This is a genomic window from Streptomyces tyrfis (assembly GCF_037034285.1).
Classification (GTDB): Bacteria; Actinomycetota; Actinomycetes; order Streptomycetales; family Streptomycetaceae; genus Streptomyces.
This window is the reverse complement of sequence record NZ_JBAGJZ010000008.1, coordinates 1-15,484: the sequence shown is the minus strand read 5'-3', so window position 1 is coordinate 15,484 and position 15,484 is coordinate 1. Positions and strand designations below refer to the sequence as shown.

13 protein-coding genes are annotated in these 15,484 nt (G+C 73.0%); 7 read left to right on the top strand and 6 right to left on the bottom strand.

Annotated elements, in window-relative coordinates:
- Nucleotides 1-297 precede the first annotated feature (297 nt).
- Nucleotides 298-1,824 (top strand): right-handed parallel beta-helix repeat-containing protein, encoded by a 1,527-nt coding sequence (locus tag WA762_RS08180; RefSeq protein WP_335934294.1) that lies wholly within the window; start codon nucleotides 298-300, stop codon nucleotides 1,822-1,824.
- A 62-nt stretch (nucleotides 1,825-1,886) separates the two neighbouring features.
- Here the strand turns inward: WA762_RS08180 and WA762_RS08175 are convergent, their stop codons facing one another.
- Entirely contained in the window at nucleotides 1,887-2,660 is a 774-nt protein-coding gene (locus WA762_RS08175) for an SDR family NAD(P)-dependent oxidoreductase (protein WP_335934293.1), read from the bottom strand.
- Nucleotides 2,661-2,797: 137 nt separating this feature from the next.
- Nucleotides 2,798-3,532, bottom strand: a complete 735-nt coding sequence (locus WA762_RS08170; RefSeq protein ID WP_335934630.1) for an MOSC domain-containing protein — start codon at nucleotides 3,530-3,532, stop codon at nucleotides 2,798-2,800.
- Between the two features lie 286 nt (nucleotides 3,533-3,818).
- Here WA762_RS08170 and WA762_RS08165 point away from each other — a divergent pair, with 286 nt between their 5' ends.
- The gene (locus tag WA762_RS08165) at nucleotides 3,819-4,709 is read left to right on the top strand and encodes a LysR family transcriptional regulator (RefSeq protein WP_335934291.1); all 891 of its coding nucleotides are present in this window, start codon (nucleotides 3,819-3,821) and stop codon (nucleotides 4,707-4,709) included.
- An 84-nt stretch (nucleotides 4,710-4,793) separates the two neighbouring features.
- On the opposite strand, the gene WA762_RS08160 is transcribed toward WA762_RS08165, so the two are convergent.
- Nucleotides 4,794-5,135 (bottom strand): WhiB family transcriptional regulator, encoded by a 342-nt coding sequence (locus WA762_RS08160; RefSeq protein ID WP_335934289.1) that lies wholly within the window; start codon nucleotides 5,133-5,135, stop codon nucleotides 4,794-4,796.
- 422 nt (nucleotides 5,136-5,557) lie between these two features.
- Here WA762_RS08160 and WA762_RS08155 point away from each other — a divergent pair, with 422 nt between their 5' ends.
- The 4 genes from WA762_RS08155 to WA762_RS08140 all read left to right on the top strand — a co-directional run bounded on the left by WA762_RS08155 (nucleotide 5,558) and on the right by WA762_RS08140 (nucleotide 10,437).
- Entirely contained in the window at nucleotides 5,558-6,169 is a 612-nt protein-coding gene (locus WA762_RS08155; RefSeq protein ID WP_003948568.1) for a response regulator transcription factor, read from the top strand.
- Between the two features lie 518 nt (nucleotides 6,170-6,687).
- On the top strand, nucleotides 6,688-7,263 hold the full coding sequence (locus tag WA762_RS08150; protein ID WP_335934175.1) for a sigma-70 family RNA polymerase sigma factor: 576 nt from the start codon (nucleotides 6,688-6,690) through the stop codon (nucleotides 7,261-7,263).
- Nucleotides 7,264-7,451: 188 nt separating this feature from the next.
- Nucleotides 7,452-8,957 (top strand): IMP dehydrogenase, encoded by a 1,506-nt coding sequence (gene guaB / locus WA762_RS08145; RefSeq protein ID WP_335934173.1) that lies wholly within the window; start codon nucleotides 7,452-7,454, stop codon nucleotides 8,955-8,957.
- Nucleotides 8,958-9,312: 355 nt separating this feature from the next.
- The gene (locus WA762_RS08140) at nucleotides 9,313-10,437 is read left to right on the top strand and encodes a GuaB3 family IMP dehydrogenase-related protein (RefSeq protein WP_335934172.1); all 1,125 of its coding nucleotides are present in this window, start codon (nucleotides 9,313-9,315) and stop codon (nucleotides 10,435-10,437) included.
- A 106-nt stretch (nucleotides 10,438-10,543) separates the two neighbouring features.
- Here the strand turns inward: WA762_RS08140 and WA762_RS08135 are convergent, their stop codons facing one another.
- Entirely contained in the window at nucleotides 10,544-11,131 is a 588-nt protein-coding gene (locus tag WA762_RS08135; RefSeq protein ID WP_335934171.1) for a hypothetical protein, read from the bottom strand.
- Between the two features lie 248 nt (nucleotides 11,132-11,379).
- Nucleotides 11,380-12,642, bottom strand: coding sequence for a nucleotide sugar dehydrogenase (locus WA762_RS08130; protein ID WP_335934169.1), 1,263 nt, complete (start codon nucleotides 12,640-12,642; stop codon nucleotides 11,380-11,382).
- Nucleotides 12,643-12,970: 328 nt separating this feature from the next.
- Between WA762_RS08130 and WA762_RS08125 the strand changes: the two genes are divergently transcribed.
- The gene (locus WA762_RS08125) at nucleotides 12,971-14,677 is read left to right on the top strand and encodes a glycerol-3-phosphate dehydrogenase/oxidase (RefSeq protein ID WP_335934168.1); all 1,707 of its coding nucleotides are present in this window, start codon (nucleotides 12,971-12,973) and stop codon (nucleotides 14,675-14,677) included.
- Nucleotides 14,678-14,849: 172 nt separating this feature from the next.
- On the opposite strand, the gene WA762_RS08120 is transcribed toward WA762_RS08125, so the two are convergent.
- Nucleotides 14,850-15,484: serine hydrolase domain-containing protein (locus WA762_RS08120; protein ID WP_335934166.1), on the bottom strand; the 635-nt coding region annotated here is incomplete at its 5' end.

The following is a 15,484-nucleotide window of genomic DNA, read 5'->3' as shown; positions in this document are numbered from 1 at the left end:
GTTCGCCGTGCCCGGTTCGCCCTGCCCGGTCTCCGCCGACCACCGACCCGCTCCGATCCCGATCCCAATCCCGATCCCGGTTCCGGTTCCAGCCCCGGTTTCTGTCCTGGTTCCGGTCCCGATCATTCCGCCCGCCTTCGACCGTCCGCCCCGGCCCGATCGTTCGTCCGACCTGACCTGACCTGACCGGCCGTCCGATCCGGCGGTCCGTCCTGACCGGCCGTCCGGCCTCGTTCCCCGCTGATCGCCCGTTTTCAACCGATCGCTCGTTTCCCACAGTTCGTACGAAGGAGAATTGTGAGTCATCGCGTCACCGCGGCCGCGCTCGCGGCCCTGACGGCCGCCGCTCTGACCGTCGTCGGACAGGGCGCCGCGCAGGCCGCGCCCAACGGCCGCGCCTTCCACGTCGACTGCGCCGCCGATCCGGCCGGCGCCACCGGCAGCAAGCAGCACCCCTGGACCACGCTCGCCGAGGCCAACGCGCACACCTACGGCCCCGGCGACCGGCTGCTCTTCAGGCGCGGCGCCACCTGCACCGGCACCCTGGCCCCCGAGGGCGCCGGCTCCGCCCGCGCCCCCTTCACCATCGGCGACTACGGCAACGGCCCGGCCCGCGCCCGGCTCGACGGCGCGGGCGCCCACGACGTCGTGCTGCTCGCGAACACGCGGTACGTGCACCTCCAGGACCTGGAGATCACCAACGCCGCGAAGCCCGGCAGCGAGCGCAACGGCGTCCGCCTGCGCCTCACCGACTACGGCGCGGCGCGCGGCCTGTCCGTGTCCGGCCTCTACATCCACGACGTGCGCGGCGGCGACTTCAAGACGCTCACCGGCTCCAGCGCGATCCACATCGCCGTCGAGGGCACCGCGAAGGCCAGCTGGTACGACGGCCTGGACGTCGCCCACAACCGCATCGAGGACGTCGACCGCGAGGGCATCTACTTCAAGTCGACGTTCTCCCGGCGCGACCTGGTCGGCGAGCAGCAGGACCCCAACGCCTACCCGGGGGACTGGACGCCCAGCACCGGCGTCCGCGTCCACCACAACACGCTGAAGTCCCTGGCCGGTGACGGCGTCAAGCTCGACACCACCAGCGGCGCCCGGGTCGACCACAACCGGATCGACGGCTTCCAGCTCCGCTCGCCCTCCGCCAACGCGGGCATCTGGACCTTCAACACCGACGACACGGTCGTCGAGCACAACGAGGTCTCCGGCGGCGGGAACACCCACGACGGGATGTCCTTCGACGCCGACGGCGCCTCGCGCAACACGGTCTTCCAGTACAACAACAGCCACGACAACAAGGGCGGTTTCCTGCTGATCTGCCCGTACAGCGGCGCCAAGACGATCGGCACCGTCGCCCGTTACAACGTCAGCCGGAACGACGGCGCCCGGCTGATCCAGAACTGCTGGGGCCCGATCCTCGACACGAGGATCTACAACAACACCTTCCACAACACGACCGAGATCCCCGGCTACCTCGTCCAGGACGACGCCGGCAGCCCCGCCACCACCCAGCACGAACTGTCCGTCCGCAACAACGTGTTCGTGAGCGAGGGCGCCGGCGGCTACGCCTTCAAGAACCCGACGGCCGGGCTCTCCTTCGACCACAACGCCTTCTACGGCGTCGACATGACCCGCCCGAACCCCGGCGGCATCACGGCCGACCCGAAGCTCCGGGCCGACTTCCGCCTCGGCGCGGGATCGCCCGCCCTCGCCGCCGGAGCCGTCATCGAGGACAACGGCGGCAAGGACTACTTCGGCGACAGGCTGAAGCACGGCGCCCCCAACATCGGCGCCTACGCGGGGCGCGGCGTGCGGTAGACAGAGCGCGCGTCCCCCGGACGGCGGACGGCGGACGGCGGCGCGACCCCGCCGGCCGTCCGCTACCGGGGCCCGTACTTGCGGCCCGTCTTGGAGGCGACCCCTCCGAGCAGCCCGCGCGGCGTCACCTTCACGACCCCCATCAGCGCCTTGTAACGGGGGTCCGGCACCGACAGGGACTTGCCGCGCGCCAGGTCCGTCAGGGCCGCCGCCACCAGCTTGTCGGCGTCCAGCCACATCCAGCCGGGGATGTTCCCGGTCCCCATCCCGGCCCGCTGGTGGAACTCCGTCCGGACGAACCCCGGGCACAGCGCCATCAGCCGCACCCCCGACCCGGCCAGGTCCTTCGCCGCGCCCTGGGTGAACTGCACGACCCACGCCTTGGACGCCCCGTAGGTGCCGCGCGGCACGAACGCCGCCACCGAGGCCACGTTGACGACCCCGCCCCGCCCGCGCTCCCGCATCCCGGTCACCGCGGCCGAGGTCAGCCGCAGCACCGCCTCGCAGTGCACCTTGAGCATCTTCAGCTCATCGGCCATGGGCACTTCCAGATAGCGCCCCTTGTTGCCGAAGCCGGCGTTGTTGACCAGCAGGTCGACCGGGTGCTGACGGTCCGACAGACGGTCCTCGACCGTGTCGATCCCCTGGTCCTCGGACAGGTCGGCCCGCAGGACCTCGGCCTCGATGCCGTGCCGGTCGTGCAGCTCGGTCGCCTGCTCGCGCAGCCGCTCGGCGTCCCGCGCCACCAGCACCAGGTTGTGTCCGTCGGCCGCCAGCCGCCGCGCGAACGCGGCGCCGATGCCCGCGGTCGCGCCCGTAATCAGTGCAGTCGTCATGGGCGGCACGTTAGTGCCTGTCCGGCGGAACACGGCCGGACAGCCGCCCATCGGACAGCCGCCCATCGGACAGCCGCCCATCGGACAGCCGCCCCCCGGGCGTACCCGGCCGGACCGGCCCCCGCCCGGCCGCGCGCTCAGCCGTCGGCCGGTTCCCGCTCCCCGTGCTCCGGCTGCCCGTGCTCCGGCTCCCCGTGCCCCCGCTCCCCGTGCCCCCGTTCCACGTACGCCAGGGCGGCGCGCAGGGTCTCCGGGTGCAGCGCGTCGCGGGCCGCGAGCAGCCGGGGCAGCAGCTCGCGGCGGGTCGTGGCGGCCAGGAACTGCATCCGCACCGTGACGTCGTGGCCGGGCCGGTGCACGATCGCGACCGGATCCCCGGCGCGGACCTCACCCGGCTCGACCACCCGCAGGTACGCGCCCGGGGCCGCCGCCCGGGTGAACCGCCTGACCCAGCCCTTCTCACCCAGGTGCTCGGCGAACGTACGGCACGGGATCCGGCTCGACGCGACCTCCAGCACCAGGTCCGCGCCGATCCGCCAACGTTCCCCGATCCGCGCGCCGTTCACGTCGATCCCACGGGTCGTCAGGTTCTCGCCGAACGAACCGTTGGGCAGCGGGCGGCCCGTCTCCCGCTCCCAGGCGTCGAGCTCCTCGCGGCCGAAGGCGTACACCGCCTGGTCGGAGCCGCCGTGATGGCGAAGGTCGCACACCGCGTCCCCGGCCAGGCCGCTGCCGCCCAGGCCCTTGGGCCCCGGATCGGTCACCCGCACCGGACCGTCGACCGGCCGCTTGCCGATCCCGGTCGCGCCGCCCGGGGCATCGGTGAACGCGACCGTCCTGGGCCGCCCCACGTTCACGCTCAGCACCCGCATCGCCTCCGCGGCGGGCCCCCGCCCGTCCTCCGCCGCTCGTCCCGTCCGCCCCGCCCGGTCCATCCCGTCCCTCACTCCTCGGCTCCGCCCGTCCACGGCCGCGCGCCGCGCGTACGCCCCGCGCCCGCGCCCCGGTCGCCCCCGCCGATGCGGACGGGCCGCGACCACGTGTGGCGCACCACGGCGCGTACATCACCGGCGCGCATACGGAGAACGCTAACCATTCCGCCCCAAAGGTGCACGAGGGTAATTCGCGCTTGTTCCAAGAAGTGCTTATGGTTGAGGGGTGATCGAAGCTCGTCACCTCCGTGTCCTGCGCGCCGTGGCCGCCACCGGCTCGTTCTCCGCCGCGGCCCGCGAACTGGGCTGCACCCAGCCCGCGGTCAGCCAGCAGATGAAGGCCCTGGAGTCCTCCGCCGGGACCCCGCTGCTGATCCGCACCGGACGCGAGATGCGCCTCACACAGGCGGGCGAGGCCCTCGTCCGGCACGCCTCGGGCATCCTCGCCGGGCTCACCGCCGCGGAGGAGGAGGTCGCCGCCATCGCCGGGCTGCGCGCCGGCCGGGTCCGGCTCGTCTCGTTCCCCAGCGGCAGCTCCACGCTGGTGCCCGGCGCCCTCGCGGCGCTGCGCGAGGCCCACCCCGGAACCCGGGTCTCGCTGGTCGAGGCCGAGCCGCCGCGCTCGGTCGAGATGCTGCGCGAGGGCGACTGCGACATCGCGCTGGCGTTCCGGTACGGCGCCTCCGGCGCGGAATGGGCGGACCTGGTCGTGCGCCCGCTCCTCACCGACCGGCTGATCGGCCTGGTCCCGGAGGGGCACCGGCTGTCCGGTCCGGAGCCGGTCGGCATCGCGGAACTGGCCGGTGAGTCGTGGATCGCGGGCTGCCCGCGCTGCCGCCGTCAGCTGGTGGAGGTCTGCGAGGAGTCGGGCTTCACGCCCCGCATCGACTTCGCCACCGACGACTACCCGGCGGTCGTCGGCCTGGTCGGGGCCGGACTCGGGGTGGCGGTGCTGCCGGAGCTGGCGATCGAGTCGGTGCGCGCCAAGGGCGTCCGCACCGTGACGGTCGAACCGGCCGTCGAGCGCGAGATCGTCGCCCTGACCCTGCCCGACCTGGCGCAGGTCCCCGCGGTGGCCGCCACGCTGGACCGGCTGTCCCAGGCGGCCGCGCGCTGACCTGGGCCTGCCTGTGACCCGGCCTCACTGGGCGACCGGGTAGAAGAAACGTTTTTCTCTTGTGAATGGGCGCTGCGGGCCGGATCAGCCGTGCCCGGACGGGGACGGCACGGGGCCGGCCGACGGCGCGCCCGCCGCGATCAGGCGGTTGCGGGCCCGTCCCATGAGCTCCTCGCGTTCGTCCTCGGTGAGCCCGCCCCACACGCCGTAGGGCTCCCGTACGGCCAGCGCGTGCGCCGCGCACTCGGCGCGTACCGGGCATCGCATGCAGACCTCCTTCGCCGAGTTCTCGCGGGCGCTGCGGGCCGCCCCGCGCTCACCCTCCGGGTGGAAGAACAGCGAGCTGTCGACCCCGCGGCAGGCCGCCAACAGCTGCCAGTCCCACAGATCGGCGTTGGGTCCGGGAAGGCGGGAGAAATCTGCCATTGTTTGTCCCCTCAAACCATGCTGAGTCGGAAACGTCGTTGTCGTCGGATGCCGTCTGCTTTGACCGTGTTCATGACACTAGCATCTACGCTGCAAGTAGATGTAAATATGACTGATTGCGAATCTAGCCACAGACACCGGGAAAAGGAAAGAAAACCCGCTAAATGGGGCATACCTTCATATGAAGATCTGGTTGATGGCTGGATGATCCGCGTCGCTCTCCTCCGTGCACGCTTCCTCACGTAGAGTGCCGAACCCGGCCGTCCGACCCGTAACTCTTTCGAGTGACCATCGTTGAGAGGGCGGAAGCGGTTGACGGAAAAAGCGATCGGGCAGACGTCCGAGAGCGTCAACCGCTCAGGTGACGACTTGTGAACAGCCTGGAGGCTCAAGGTGACGCGCATCAGCTGCGGAGGGCGGCCATGACATCCGTCCTCGTCTGCGACGACTCCCCGCTTGCCCGAGAGGCGCTCCGTCGCGCGGTCGCGACCGTGCCCGGCGTCGAGCGTGTGACGACGGCGGCCAACGGCGAGGAAGTCCTCCGCCGCTGGGGCGCCGACCGTTCGGATCTGATTCTGATGGACGTACGCATGCCCGGTCTCGGGGGTGTGGAGACGGTCCGGCGGCTGCTCTCCGCCGACCCCGGCGCCCGGATCATCATGCTGACCGTCGCGGAGGACCTCGACGGCGTGGCGCTCGCGGTCGCCGCCGGGGCCCGCGGCTATCTCCACAAGGACGCCTCGCGGGCGGAGTTGCGGGCCACCGTCACCCAGGCGCTGGCCGACCCGACGTGGCGGCTGGCCCCGCGCAGGCTGCGCTCGGCCGAGATGGGCGCCGCGCCCACGCTCACCGCGCGGGAGATCCAGGTGCTCGAGGGGATGAGCCACGGCCGGTCGAACGCCGAGATCGGCCGCGAGCTCTTCCTCTCCGAGGACACGGTGAAGACGCACGCCAGGCGTCTGTTCAAGAAGCTCGGCGCCTCGGACCGGGCGCACGCCGTGGCGCTCGGGTTCCGCTGGGGCCTGGTCCGCTGAGGTCCGGTCGACCGAGGCCGCCGGCCGCGGCCGCCGGGCCCGCCGGGGGCCGATGACCACGACCGGCGGGCCGGGCGGCCGCGACCTGCGGCCGCGATGCCATGGGTCCGTGACCGTGGGCCCGTGACCCGCGGCCGGCCGCGGCCGCGAGGACCGGCGCGGGGCGGCGACCGCGGCCGGTGACCACGGTCGGTGATCACAGCCGGTGACCGCGGTCGGTGATCACGGCCTGCGGTCGAACGCCCTCGCGTCCGTGCCGCGGCGGACGGGAGGGCGGCGGGCCGCCGGACGCGGGGCGGTCCGGCGGGCCGAGCACTGCGCCGGGCACCCGGCCGACGCAGTGTGACGCTTCACGGCCGATGCCGCATCCTTGAGGCGTGGAGTTCCTCGGGAACGATTCGGTCGAGCGGAAGGGGAGGGCGCAGGACATGACTTCCGGCGCACCCGCTCATAACGCTTCGGTGCACAACTACGGACGCGGCGGAGCGGAAGACGAGGCTCCGAGGCACCATGGTCCGATGCGCGACGACGAGACGACGGTGATCGGCGCCCTGGTGCACCGGGCCGTCGAGGGCGACGCGCAGGCCACCCATGATCTGCTGGCCCATGTCCACCCGCTCGCCCTGCGCTACTGCAGGTCGCGGCTGAGCCGCCTACCCGGTGACGCGCGTCACTTCGTCGAGGACCTGGCGCAGGAGGTCTGCGTCGCGGTGCTCATGGCGCTGCCGCGCTACAAGGACACCGGCAGGCCCTTCGAGGCGTTCGTCTTCGCCATCGCCGGCCACAAGGTCGCGGACCTCCAGCGGGCCGCCATGCGGCACCCCGGATCGACCGCCGTGCCCTCCGACGAGATGCCCGAGCGCCCCGACGACTCGCTCGGGCCCGAGGAGCGCGCGCTGCTCAGCAGCGACGCGGCCTGGGCCAAGAAACTCCTCGCCAACCTCCCGGAGAACCAGCGCGAGCTGCTCGTCCTGCGGGTCGCGGTCGGGCTCACCGCCGAGGAGACCGGGCAGATGCTGGGCATGTCGCCCGGCGCGGTCCGGGTCGCCCAGCACCGGGCGCTGAGCAGACTCCGGGCGCTCGCCGAGCAATAGCGCGACGGCGACGGGCAACGGAAGCGGCGGAGGCGACAGCGGAGGCGGAAGCGGCGGCGGTGCGGCGCCGCGTCCCGTTCTGTACGAAGCTACAGAACCCGTAGGTGATCTTGCTCGTGGAATGAGACACGTGCGAAGGCCGTTAGCATGGACATCCGCACCGATCAAGGCCATTTGGGGAAGGTGTCATGACTGCAAACGTCGACGGAGTGCCCGAGAAATTCGCGACGCTCGGGCTGACATACGACGACGTGCTGCTGCTGCCCGGCGCGTCCGACATGGCGCCCGATCAGATCGACACCTCCTCGTACATCTCCAAGAACGTGCGGGTGAACATCCCGCTGCTCTCCGCCGCCATGGACAAGGTGACCGAGGCCCGCATGGCGATCGCCATGGCCCGGCAGGGCGGCGCCGGCGTGCTGCACCGCAACCTCTCCATCGCGGACCAGGCGAACCAGGTCGACCTGGTGAAGCGCTCCGAGTCCGGCATGGTCACCGACCCGATCACGGTGCACCCGGACGCGACGCTGCGCGACGCCGACGAGCTCTGCGCCAAGTTCCGCATCAGCGGTGTGCCGGTCACCGACGCCGCGGGCAAGCTGCTCGGCATCGTCACCAACCGCGACATGGCCTTCGAGACGGACCGCACGCGCCAGGTGCGCGAGGTCATGACGCCCATGCCGCTGGTCACCGGCAAGGTCGGCATCTCCGGCGTCGACGCCATGGAGCTGCTGCGCCGCCACAAGATCGAGAAGCTTCCGCTGGTCGACGAGACGGGCGTCCTCAAGGGCCTCATCACCGTCAAGGACTTCGTCAAGGCCGAGCAGTACCCGAACGCCGCGAAGGACAAGGAGGGCCGGCTGCTGGTCGGCGCCGCCGTCGGCGTCGCGGGCGACGCCTTCGAGCGGGCCCAGGCGCTGATCGAGGCGGGTGTCGACTTCATCGTCGTCGACACCGCCCACGGCCACTCCCGGCTGGTCGGCGACATGGTCGCCAAGATCAAGTCCAACGCCTCCGGCGTCGACGTCATCGGCGGCAACATCGCCACCAGGGACGGCGCCCAGGCGCTGATCGACGCCGGTGTCGACGGCATCAAGGTCGGCGTCGGCCCCGGTTCCATCTGCACCACCCGCGTCGTCGCCGGCATCGGCGTCCCGCAGGTCACGGCGATCTACGAGGCGTCGCTCGCCGCGAAGGAGGCCGGCGTCCCGGTCATCGGCGACGGCGGCCTGCAGTACTCCGGCGACATCGCCAAGGCCCTGGTGGCGGGCGCGGACACCGTGATGCTCGGCTCACTGCTGGCGGGCTGCGAGGAGTCCCCGGGCGAGCTGCTCTTCATCAACGGCAAGCAGTTCAAGTCGTACCGCGGCATGGGCTCGCTCGGCGCGATGCAGACCCGCGGCGACCGCAAGTCGTTCTCCAAGGACCGCTACTTCCAGGAGGGCGTCGCCTCCGACGAGAAGCTGGTCCCCGAGGGCATCGAGGGCCAGGTTCCCTACCGCGGCCCGCTCTCCGCGGTCGTCCACCAGCTCACCGGCGGTCTGCGCCAGTCGATGTTCTACGTCGGCGGACGCACCGTGCCGGAGCTCCAGGCCAGGGGCCGGTTCGTCCGGATCACCTCGGCGGGGCTCAAGGAGAGCCACCCGCACGACATCCAGATGACGGTCGAGGCGCCCAACTACAGCAGGAAGTAGCGACCCGGCCGCGGCGGGCCCGACGGCCCGGCCGCGACGGGGAACACGCGCACCGGCGCGGCCGAGGGGCGGCCCGGGACTCCCCGCACTGTCGACGGCGACGGCGCGGAGGGGGTTCCCGGGCCCGCCCCTCCGCCATGCGTCGGGGATACTGGACAGCGCAGACACAGAGGGGCTCACACAATGGGAGTCCGATCAGCTCGCGGCGTCTGGTGCGTGCGGTCGCAAGGCGCTGGAAGGTCCTCGTAGCGGAGCTACCAGGACGTTTCAGCAATGCGGCGAGCGTGCGTTGCCAGGCGTCGCGAGCCGGGCGCCCATCGTGTCAGCTCCTCATAGAGGGAAAGGCCACACCATCGTGACTGAGATCGAGATCGGGCGCGGCAAGCGCGGCCGCCGGGCATACGCGTTCGACGACATCGCCGTCGTCCCGAGCCGCCGAACCCGGGACCCGAAGGAGGTCTCGATCGCCTGGCAGATCGACGCCTACCGCTTCGAGCTGCCGTTCCTGGCTGCTCCCATGGACTCGGTGGTCTCCCCGCAGACCGCGATCCGCATCGGTGAGCTCGGCGGTCTCGGCGTCCTCAACCTGGAAGGGCTGTGGACCCGGTACGAGGACCCGCAGCCGCTGCTCGACGAGATCGCGGAGATGCCCGTCGAGGCCGCGACCCGCCGCCTCCAGGAGATCTACGCCGCCCCGATCCGGGAGGAGCTGATCGGCCTGCGCATCAAGGAGGTGCGCGACTCCGGCGTCGTCACGGCCGCCGCGCTCTCCCCGCAGCGCACCGCCCAGTTCTCCAAGGCGGTCGTCGACGCCGGTGTGGACATCTTCGTCATCCGCGGCACGACGGTCTCCGCCGAGCACGTGTCCGGCGCGGCCGAGCCGCTCAACCTCAAGCAGTTCATCTACGAACTGGACGTCCCGGTGATCGTCGGCGGCTGCGCCACGTACACCGCGGCCCTGCACCTGATGCGCACCGGCGCGGCCGGGGTGCTCGTCGGCTTCGGCGGCGGCGCCGCGCACACCACGCGCAACGTCTTCGGCATCCAGGTGCCGATGGCGACCGCGGTCGCCGACGTCGCCGGGGCCCGCCGCGACTACATGGACGAGTCCGGCGGCCGGTACGTGCACGTGATCGCGGACGGCAGCGTCGGCTGGTCCGGCGACCTGCCGAAGGCCGTCGCCTGCGGCGCGGACGCCGTGATGATGGGCTCCCCGCTGGCCCGCGCGACGGACGCGCCGGGCCGCGGCCGCCACTGGGGCATGGAGGCCGTCCACGAGGACGTGCCGCGCGGCAAGCTGGTGGACCTGGGCACCGTCGGCACCACCGAGGAGGTCCTCACCGGCCCCTCGCACTCGCCCGACGGCTCGATGAACATCTTCGGCGCGCTGCGCCGGGCGATGGCCACGACGGGCTACAGCGAGCTCAAGGAGTTCCAGCGCGTCGAGGTGACCGTCGCGGACTCGCAGCACCGCCGCTGACCGCCCGCGGCCGGACATCCCCGGCACGCGGCGGCCGGTCCACGGGCGAAGGCCCCGGAACCCGTACCCGGTTCCGGGGCCTTCGCCCGTCGTGCGCCCGGCGGGATCAGCCGGCGGCCTTCCTGGCGCCGCCGATCGCGGCGGCGGCGCCGAGCAGCAGGAAGACGTAGGTCTTGAAGTCCGCCGCCTTGCTCCACGCCTCCGTCAGCATGTCGAAGTGGTCGAAGAAGAAGGCGGTCGTCGACTGGTGGAACAGCTTGGCCGCGATGACCGCGATGCCGATGAGCTGGCCGAGGTAGACGGCGCCCGCGGACAGGACGGCGCTGACGACGGGCAGGACCGGGCTGCGCCCGCCGACCTTGCTCGCCCCGAAGCCGACGAGGAAGCCGACGCCGACGGCGATGTAGCCGACCTCGCGCTCGATCGCGCCGGCGATGACGCCGTACAGGACGGCCGTGACGACCGCCGCGACCACCGCGGTCAGCAGGCCGAGGCCCAGCTTGTTCGCGGCGGGGGCCGGCGGGGCGGACGGCGCGCCGCCGAACGCCGGGGCCGGCTGCCCGTAGCCCCCGGGCTGCTGCTGGGCCGCGAAGGGGTTGCCGGTCGGAGCGCCGGGCTGCTGGGCCGCGTACGGGTTGCCGTCGACGGGCTGGGGGCCGGGCTGCTGGTTCGGCGGCGGCACGGGCTGGCTCATGGTGGGAATCCCCCTTGGAACGGATGCGCACGAATGTGCGAGAAGTGACGCCGCAGGCTAGCAGCCGACTGTGACATCGCCCACCGGAATCACGGCGGCATCGCCCCCCGGGCCTCCTGGCATCGCCCACCGGAATCGCCGCGCCGTCGCCCCCCCCCGGGATCGGCCCCACGGCACCGGAACGCCCCGTGCCGAACCCGCCCCCGAGGCCCCCCGAGACCCCCGCGGCCCCCGGGGTCGCGCCCCGCTCACAGCCGGTGCGCGGCTCCCGCCGGGGTCGCGCCCCGGGTGTCCAGGAGCAGCTGTGCCTTCACCGAGAGGCCCTGGAGGTCGTAGGTGCGGTGGTGCTGGAGCAGCACCGTCAGGTCCGCGTTGGCCGCGGCCTCGTACAGCGAGTCGGCGCGCGGCACGGGGAGGTCCCGCACCCGCCAGTCCTGGACATACGGGTCGTGGTAGGCGATCTGCGCGCCCATGTCGAGCAGCCGGGACGCGATCTCCCGCGCGGGCGACGCCTCCTGGTCCGCGAGGTCGGGCTTGTAGGTGACGCCGAGCAGCAGCACCCGGGCGCCGCGCACCGACTTGCCGTGCTCGTTCAGCAGGGTGGCGCAGCGCTGGATCACGTACTGCGGCATCCGGTCGTTGATCTCCTGGGCCAGCGCGACCATCCGCAGCGGGTGGCCGGGGGTGCGGCTGTGGTACGGGAGCCGGCCCGGGTCGACGGGGACCCCGTGCCCGCCGACGCCGGGCCCCGGACGGAACGGCTGGAAGCCGAAGGGCTTGGTCTCGGCGCACCGGATGACGTCCCACAGGTCGACCCCGAGGTCGTGGCAGAGCACCGCCATCTCGTTGACCAGGGCGATGTTGACGTGCCGGAAGTTGGTCTCCAGGACCTTCGTCATCTCCGCCTCGCGCAGCCCCCGGGCCCGGACCACCTTGTCGGTGAGCCGCCCGTAGAAGGCGGCGGCGGACTCGGTGCAGGCGGGGGTGAGGCCGCCGATGACCTTGGGGGTGCCGGCCTGGCCGTGGGTCCGGTTGCCGGGGTCGAGGCGGCTCGGCGCGTAGGCGAGGTGGAAGTCGCGCCCGGCGCGCAGCCCCGACCCCTCTTCGAGGAGCGGGCGCACGTGGTCCTCGGTGGTGCCGGGCTGGACGGCCGACTCCACCAGCACGGTGGTGTGCGGGCGCAGTCGGGCGGCGAGCGCGCGGGTGGCGTCGGTGAGCGCGGTGAGGTCGAGGGTGCGGTCGGCGCCGAGCGGGGTGGGTGCGCAGATCACCGCGGTACGGACCCGGCCCAGTTCGGCCGGGTCGGTGGTGGGCCGGAAACCCCCCGCGAGCATCCGGCGGACGTCCGAGGCGGTGAGCGATCCCTCGACGGGGGTGCGGCCGGCGGAGAGTTCCGCGTAGGCGCGCGCGTCGGTGTCGTAGCCGACGGTCTGGACACCGGCGGCGACGGCGGCCTGTGCGAGGGGCAGGCCGAGGTGGCCGAGGCCGATGACAGCGAGGTCTGCGGGCATGTGGGGCCGTCCTTCCCTCGGACCGGGCGGGCGCGGAGGGCGGCGTCCTCCGGGCACCGGCCGGTGCACGACCATGAGAGCAGAAAGCGCAACCGCTGGGGACAGCGCGATGTCAGACTAGGCGTAAATATGACCTATATGTCGTATTGGGCGGCCCCTGGCGTTGCGCGATTCGTGGCGCCGCGCGCCCCGTGACGCCGGGCGTCGTCCACAGGCGGTGGCCGAAGTCGTGGACGGCGGACAGAATCGAGGGGTGGGCGGGGGCGCCCGACCGCCCGGTCGGCCGTGTCCCCGTGCCTGACCACCCCGAGCCACCCGGGAGGCAGCAGTGAGGACACCGACACTGGGACCCGCGGAACGCGCCGAGGCGCTGGCCGCCATGGCCGAACGCGAACTGGACGTGCTGGTCGTGGGGGCGGGCGTGGTCGGCGCCGGCACGGCGCTGGACGCGGCGACGCGAGGGCTGTCGACCGGTCTGGTCGAGGCGCGCGACTGGGCCTCGGGCACGTCGAGCCGGTCCAGCAAGCTGATCCACGGCGGCCTGCGGTACCTGGAGATGCTCGACTTCGCGCTGGTCCGGGAGGCGCTGAAGGAGCGCGGGCTGCTGCTGCAGCGGCTGGCCCCGCATCTGGTGAAGCCCGTGCCGTTCCTCTACCCGCTGCGCCATCAGGGCTGGGAGCGGTTCTACGCGGGCTCCGGGGTGGCCCTCTACGACGCGATGTCGGTCTCCTCCGGGCACGGCCGCGGCCTTCCCGTCCACCGCCACCTCTCCCGCCGCCGGGCGCTGCGGGTCGCCCCGGCGCTGCGGAAGGACGCCCTGGTCGGGGCGTTGCAGTACTACGACGCGCAGATGGACGACGCCCGCTACACGGCGACCCTGGTGCGCACCGCCGCCGGATACGGCGCCCGGGTGGCGAACCGGGCGCGGGTGACCGGCTTCCTCCGGGAGGGCGAACGGGTCGTCGGCGCCCGGGTGGAGGACGTCGAGGCGGGCGGCGAGTACGAGGTCAGGGCCAAGCAGGTGGTGAACGCCACCGGCGTGTGGACCGACGACACCCAGGCGCTGATCGGGGAGCGCGGGCTGTTCCACGTCCGGGCGTCCAAGGGCATCCACCTGGTCGTCCCGAAGGACCGCATCCACTCCTCGACCGGGCTGATCCTGCGGACCGAGAAGTCAGTCCTCTTCGTCATCCCCTGGGGGCGGCACTGGATCGTCGGCACCACCGACACCGACTGGGACCTGGACAAGGCGCACCCGGCGGCGTCCAGCGCCGACATCGACTACCTCCTCGAACACGTCAACAGCGTCCTCGCCACCCCGTTGACCAGGGACGACGTCCAGGGCGTCTACGCGGGGCTGCGGCCGCTGCTGGCCGGCGAGTCGGAGGCGACCAGCAAGCTCTCGCGCGAGCACACGGTGGCGCACCCGCTGCCGGGCCTGGTGGTCGTGGCGGGCGGCAAGTACACCACCTACCGGGTGATGGCGAAGGACGCCGTCGACGAGGCGGTGCACGGCCTCGACCAGCGGGTGGCGGAGTGCGTCACGGAGGACGTCCCGCTGCTGGGCGCGGAAGGGTACCGGGCGCTGTGGAACGCCCGGGCGAGGATCGCCGCCCGGACCGGCCTGCACGTCGTCCGCGTCGAGCATCTGCTCAACCGCTACGGCTCCCTGACGGAGCAGCTCCTGGAACTGATCGCCGCCGACCCGGTGCTGGGCGAGCCGCTGCCCGCCGCGGACGACTACCTGAAGGCCGAGATCGTCTACGCCGCCTCGCACGAGGGCGCCCGGCACCTCGACGACGTGCTGACCCGGCGCACCCGGATCTCCATCGAGACCTTCGACCGGGGCACGCGCAGCGCCCGGCTCTGCGCCGAGCTGATGGCGCCCGTGCTGGGCTGGGACGAGGGGCAGATCGACCGGGAGGTCGAGCACTACGAGAAGCGGGTCGAGGCGGAACGGGAGTCGCAGCGGCAGCCGGACGACCTCACGGCGGACGCGGCGCGGCTGGGCGCGCCGGACATCGTGCCGCTGTAGGCGGCGCGCCCAGCGGCGTTCGCGGAGGGGCTTCGCGGAGGGGCCTTCGCGGAGGGCGCCGGGGGCGGGCCGGCCGCGGACGGGCGGGGCCGGCTGCCGCCGGGCGGGCGCCGCCCCGGCGCGGGCGGCCATTGCGGTCACGCCGTCCCCCGGTCGGGCGGCGGCCGAACGGCTATTCCCGGCGGCCGCCCCCGCGGCAGGCGTTCCCCGGCCGGGCCGCCCGGCCCTCCGCGGCCGGGGAGCCGGGCGACCCGGGGCAGAACTCCGCGTCGAGCAGCGCCCGTTCCAGCGCGGGCGCGTCGGCCAGGGCGTCGGTGTCGACGCGGAACGTCAGGGTGTGCCGGCCGTCGCGCGTGGCGGCGGAGCGCACGTGGCTGCCCGCGATGTGTCCGTTGTGCCCCCGGACGGTCACGCCGCACGACAGCCGCTGCGGATGGACTCCCAGGCCGTGGACGCCGTGCGTGGCGGCGGTTTCGAGGAGGGCCGCGCGCCGTACGGGACGCGGCAGCCGCCCGCCGAGCGGGGCCGCGTAGAAGCGGTTCGGATCGGCGGGCGTGGAGATCAGCTCGCCGGCCGCGCCCGCGGCACGCGGGTCGAGCGCGGTGACGTCGCGCAGCGTGCCGTCGGCCGGGTCGCGGGTGAAGCCCCGGCCGTGCGGCGCGGGCAGCGTCGTCCGGGCGCCGGGCAGCGAGGTGCCGCCGGGACGCGAGGGACTGATGACGCGTCGGCGGATCTCCTCGGCGTAGCCGTGCCCGGTGACCCGTCGGACAACGAGCCCGAGGACCGCGTAGTCGGTGTTGGAGCGGG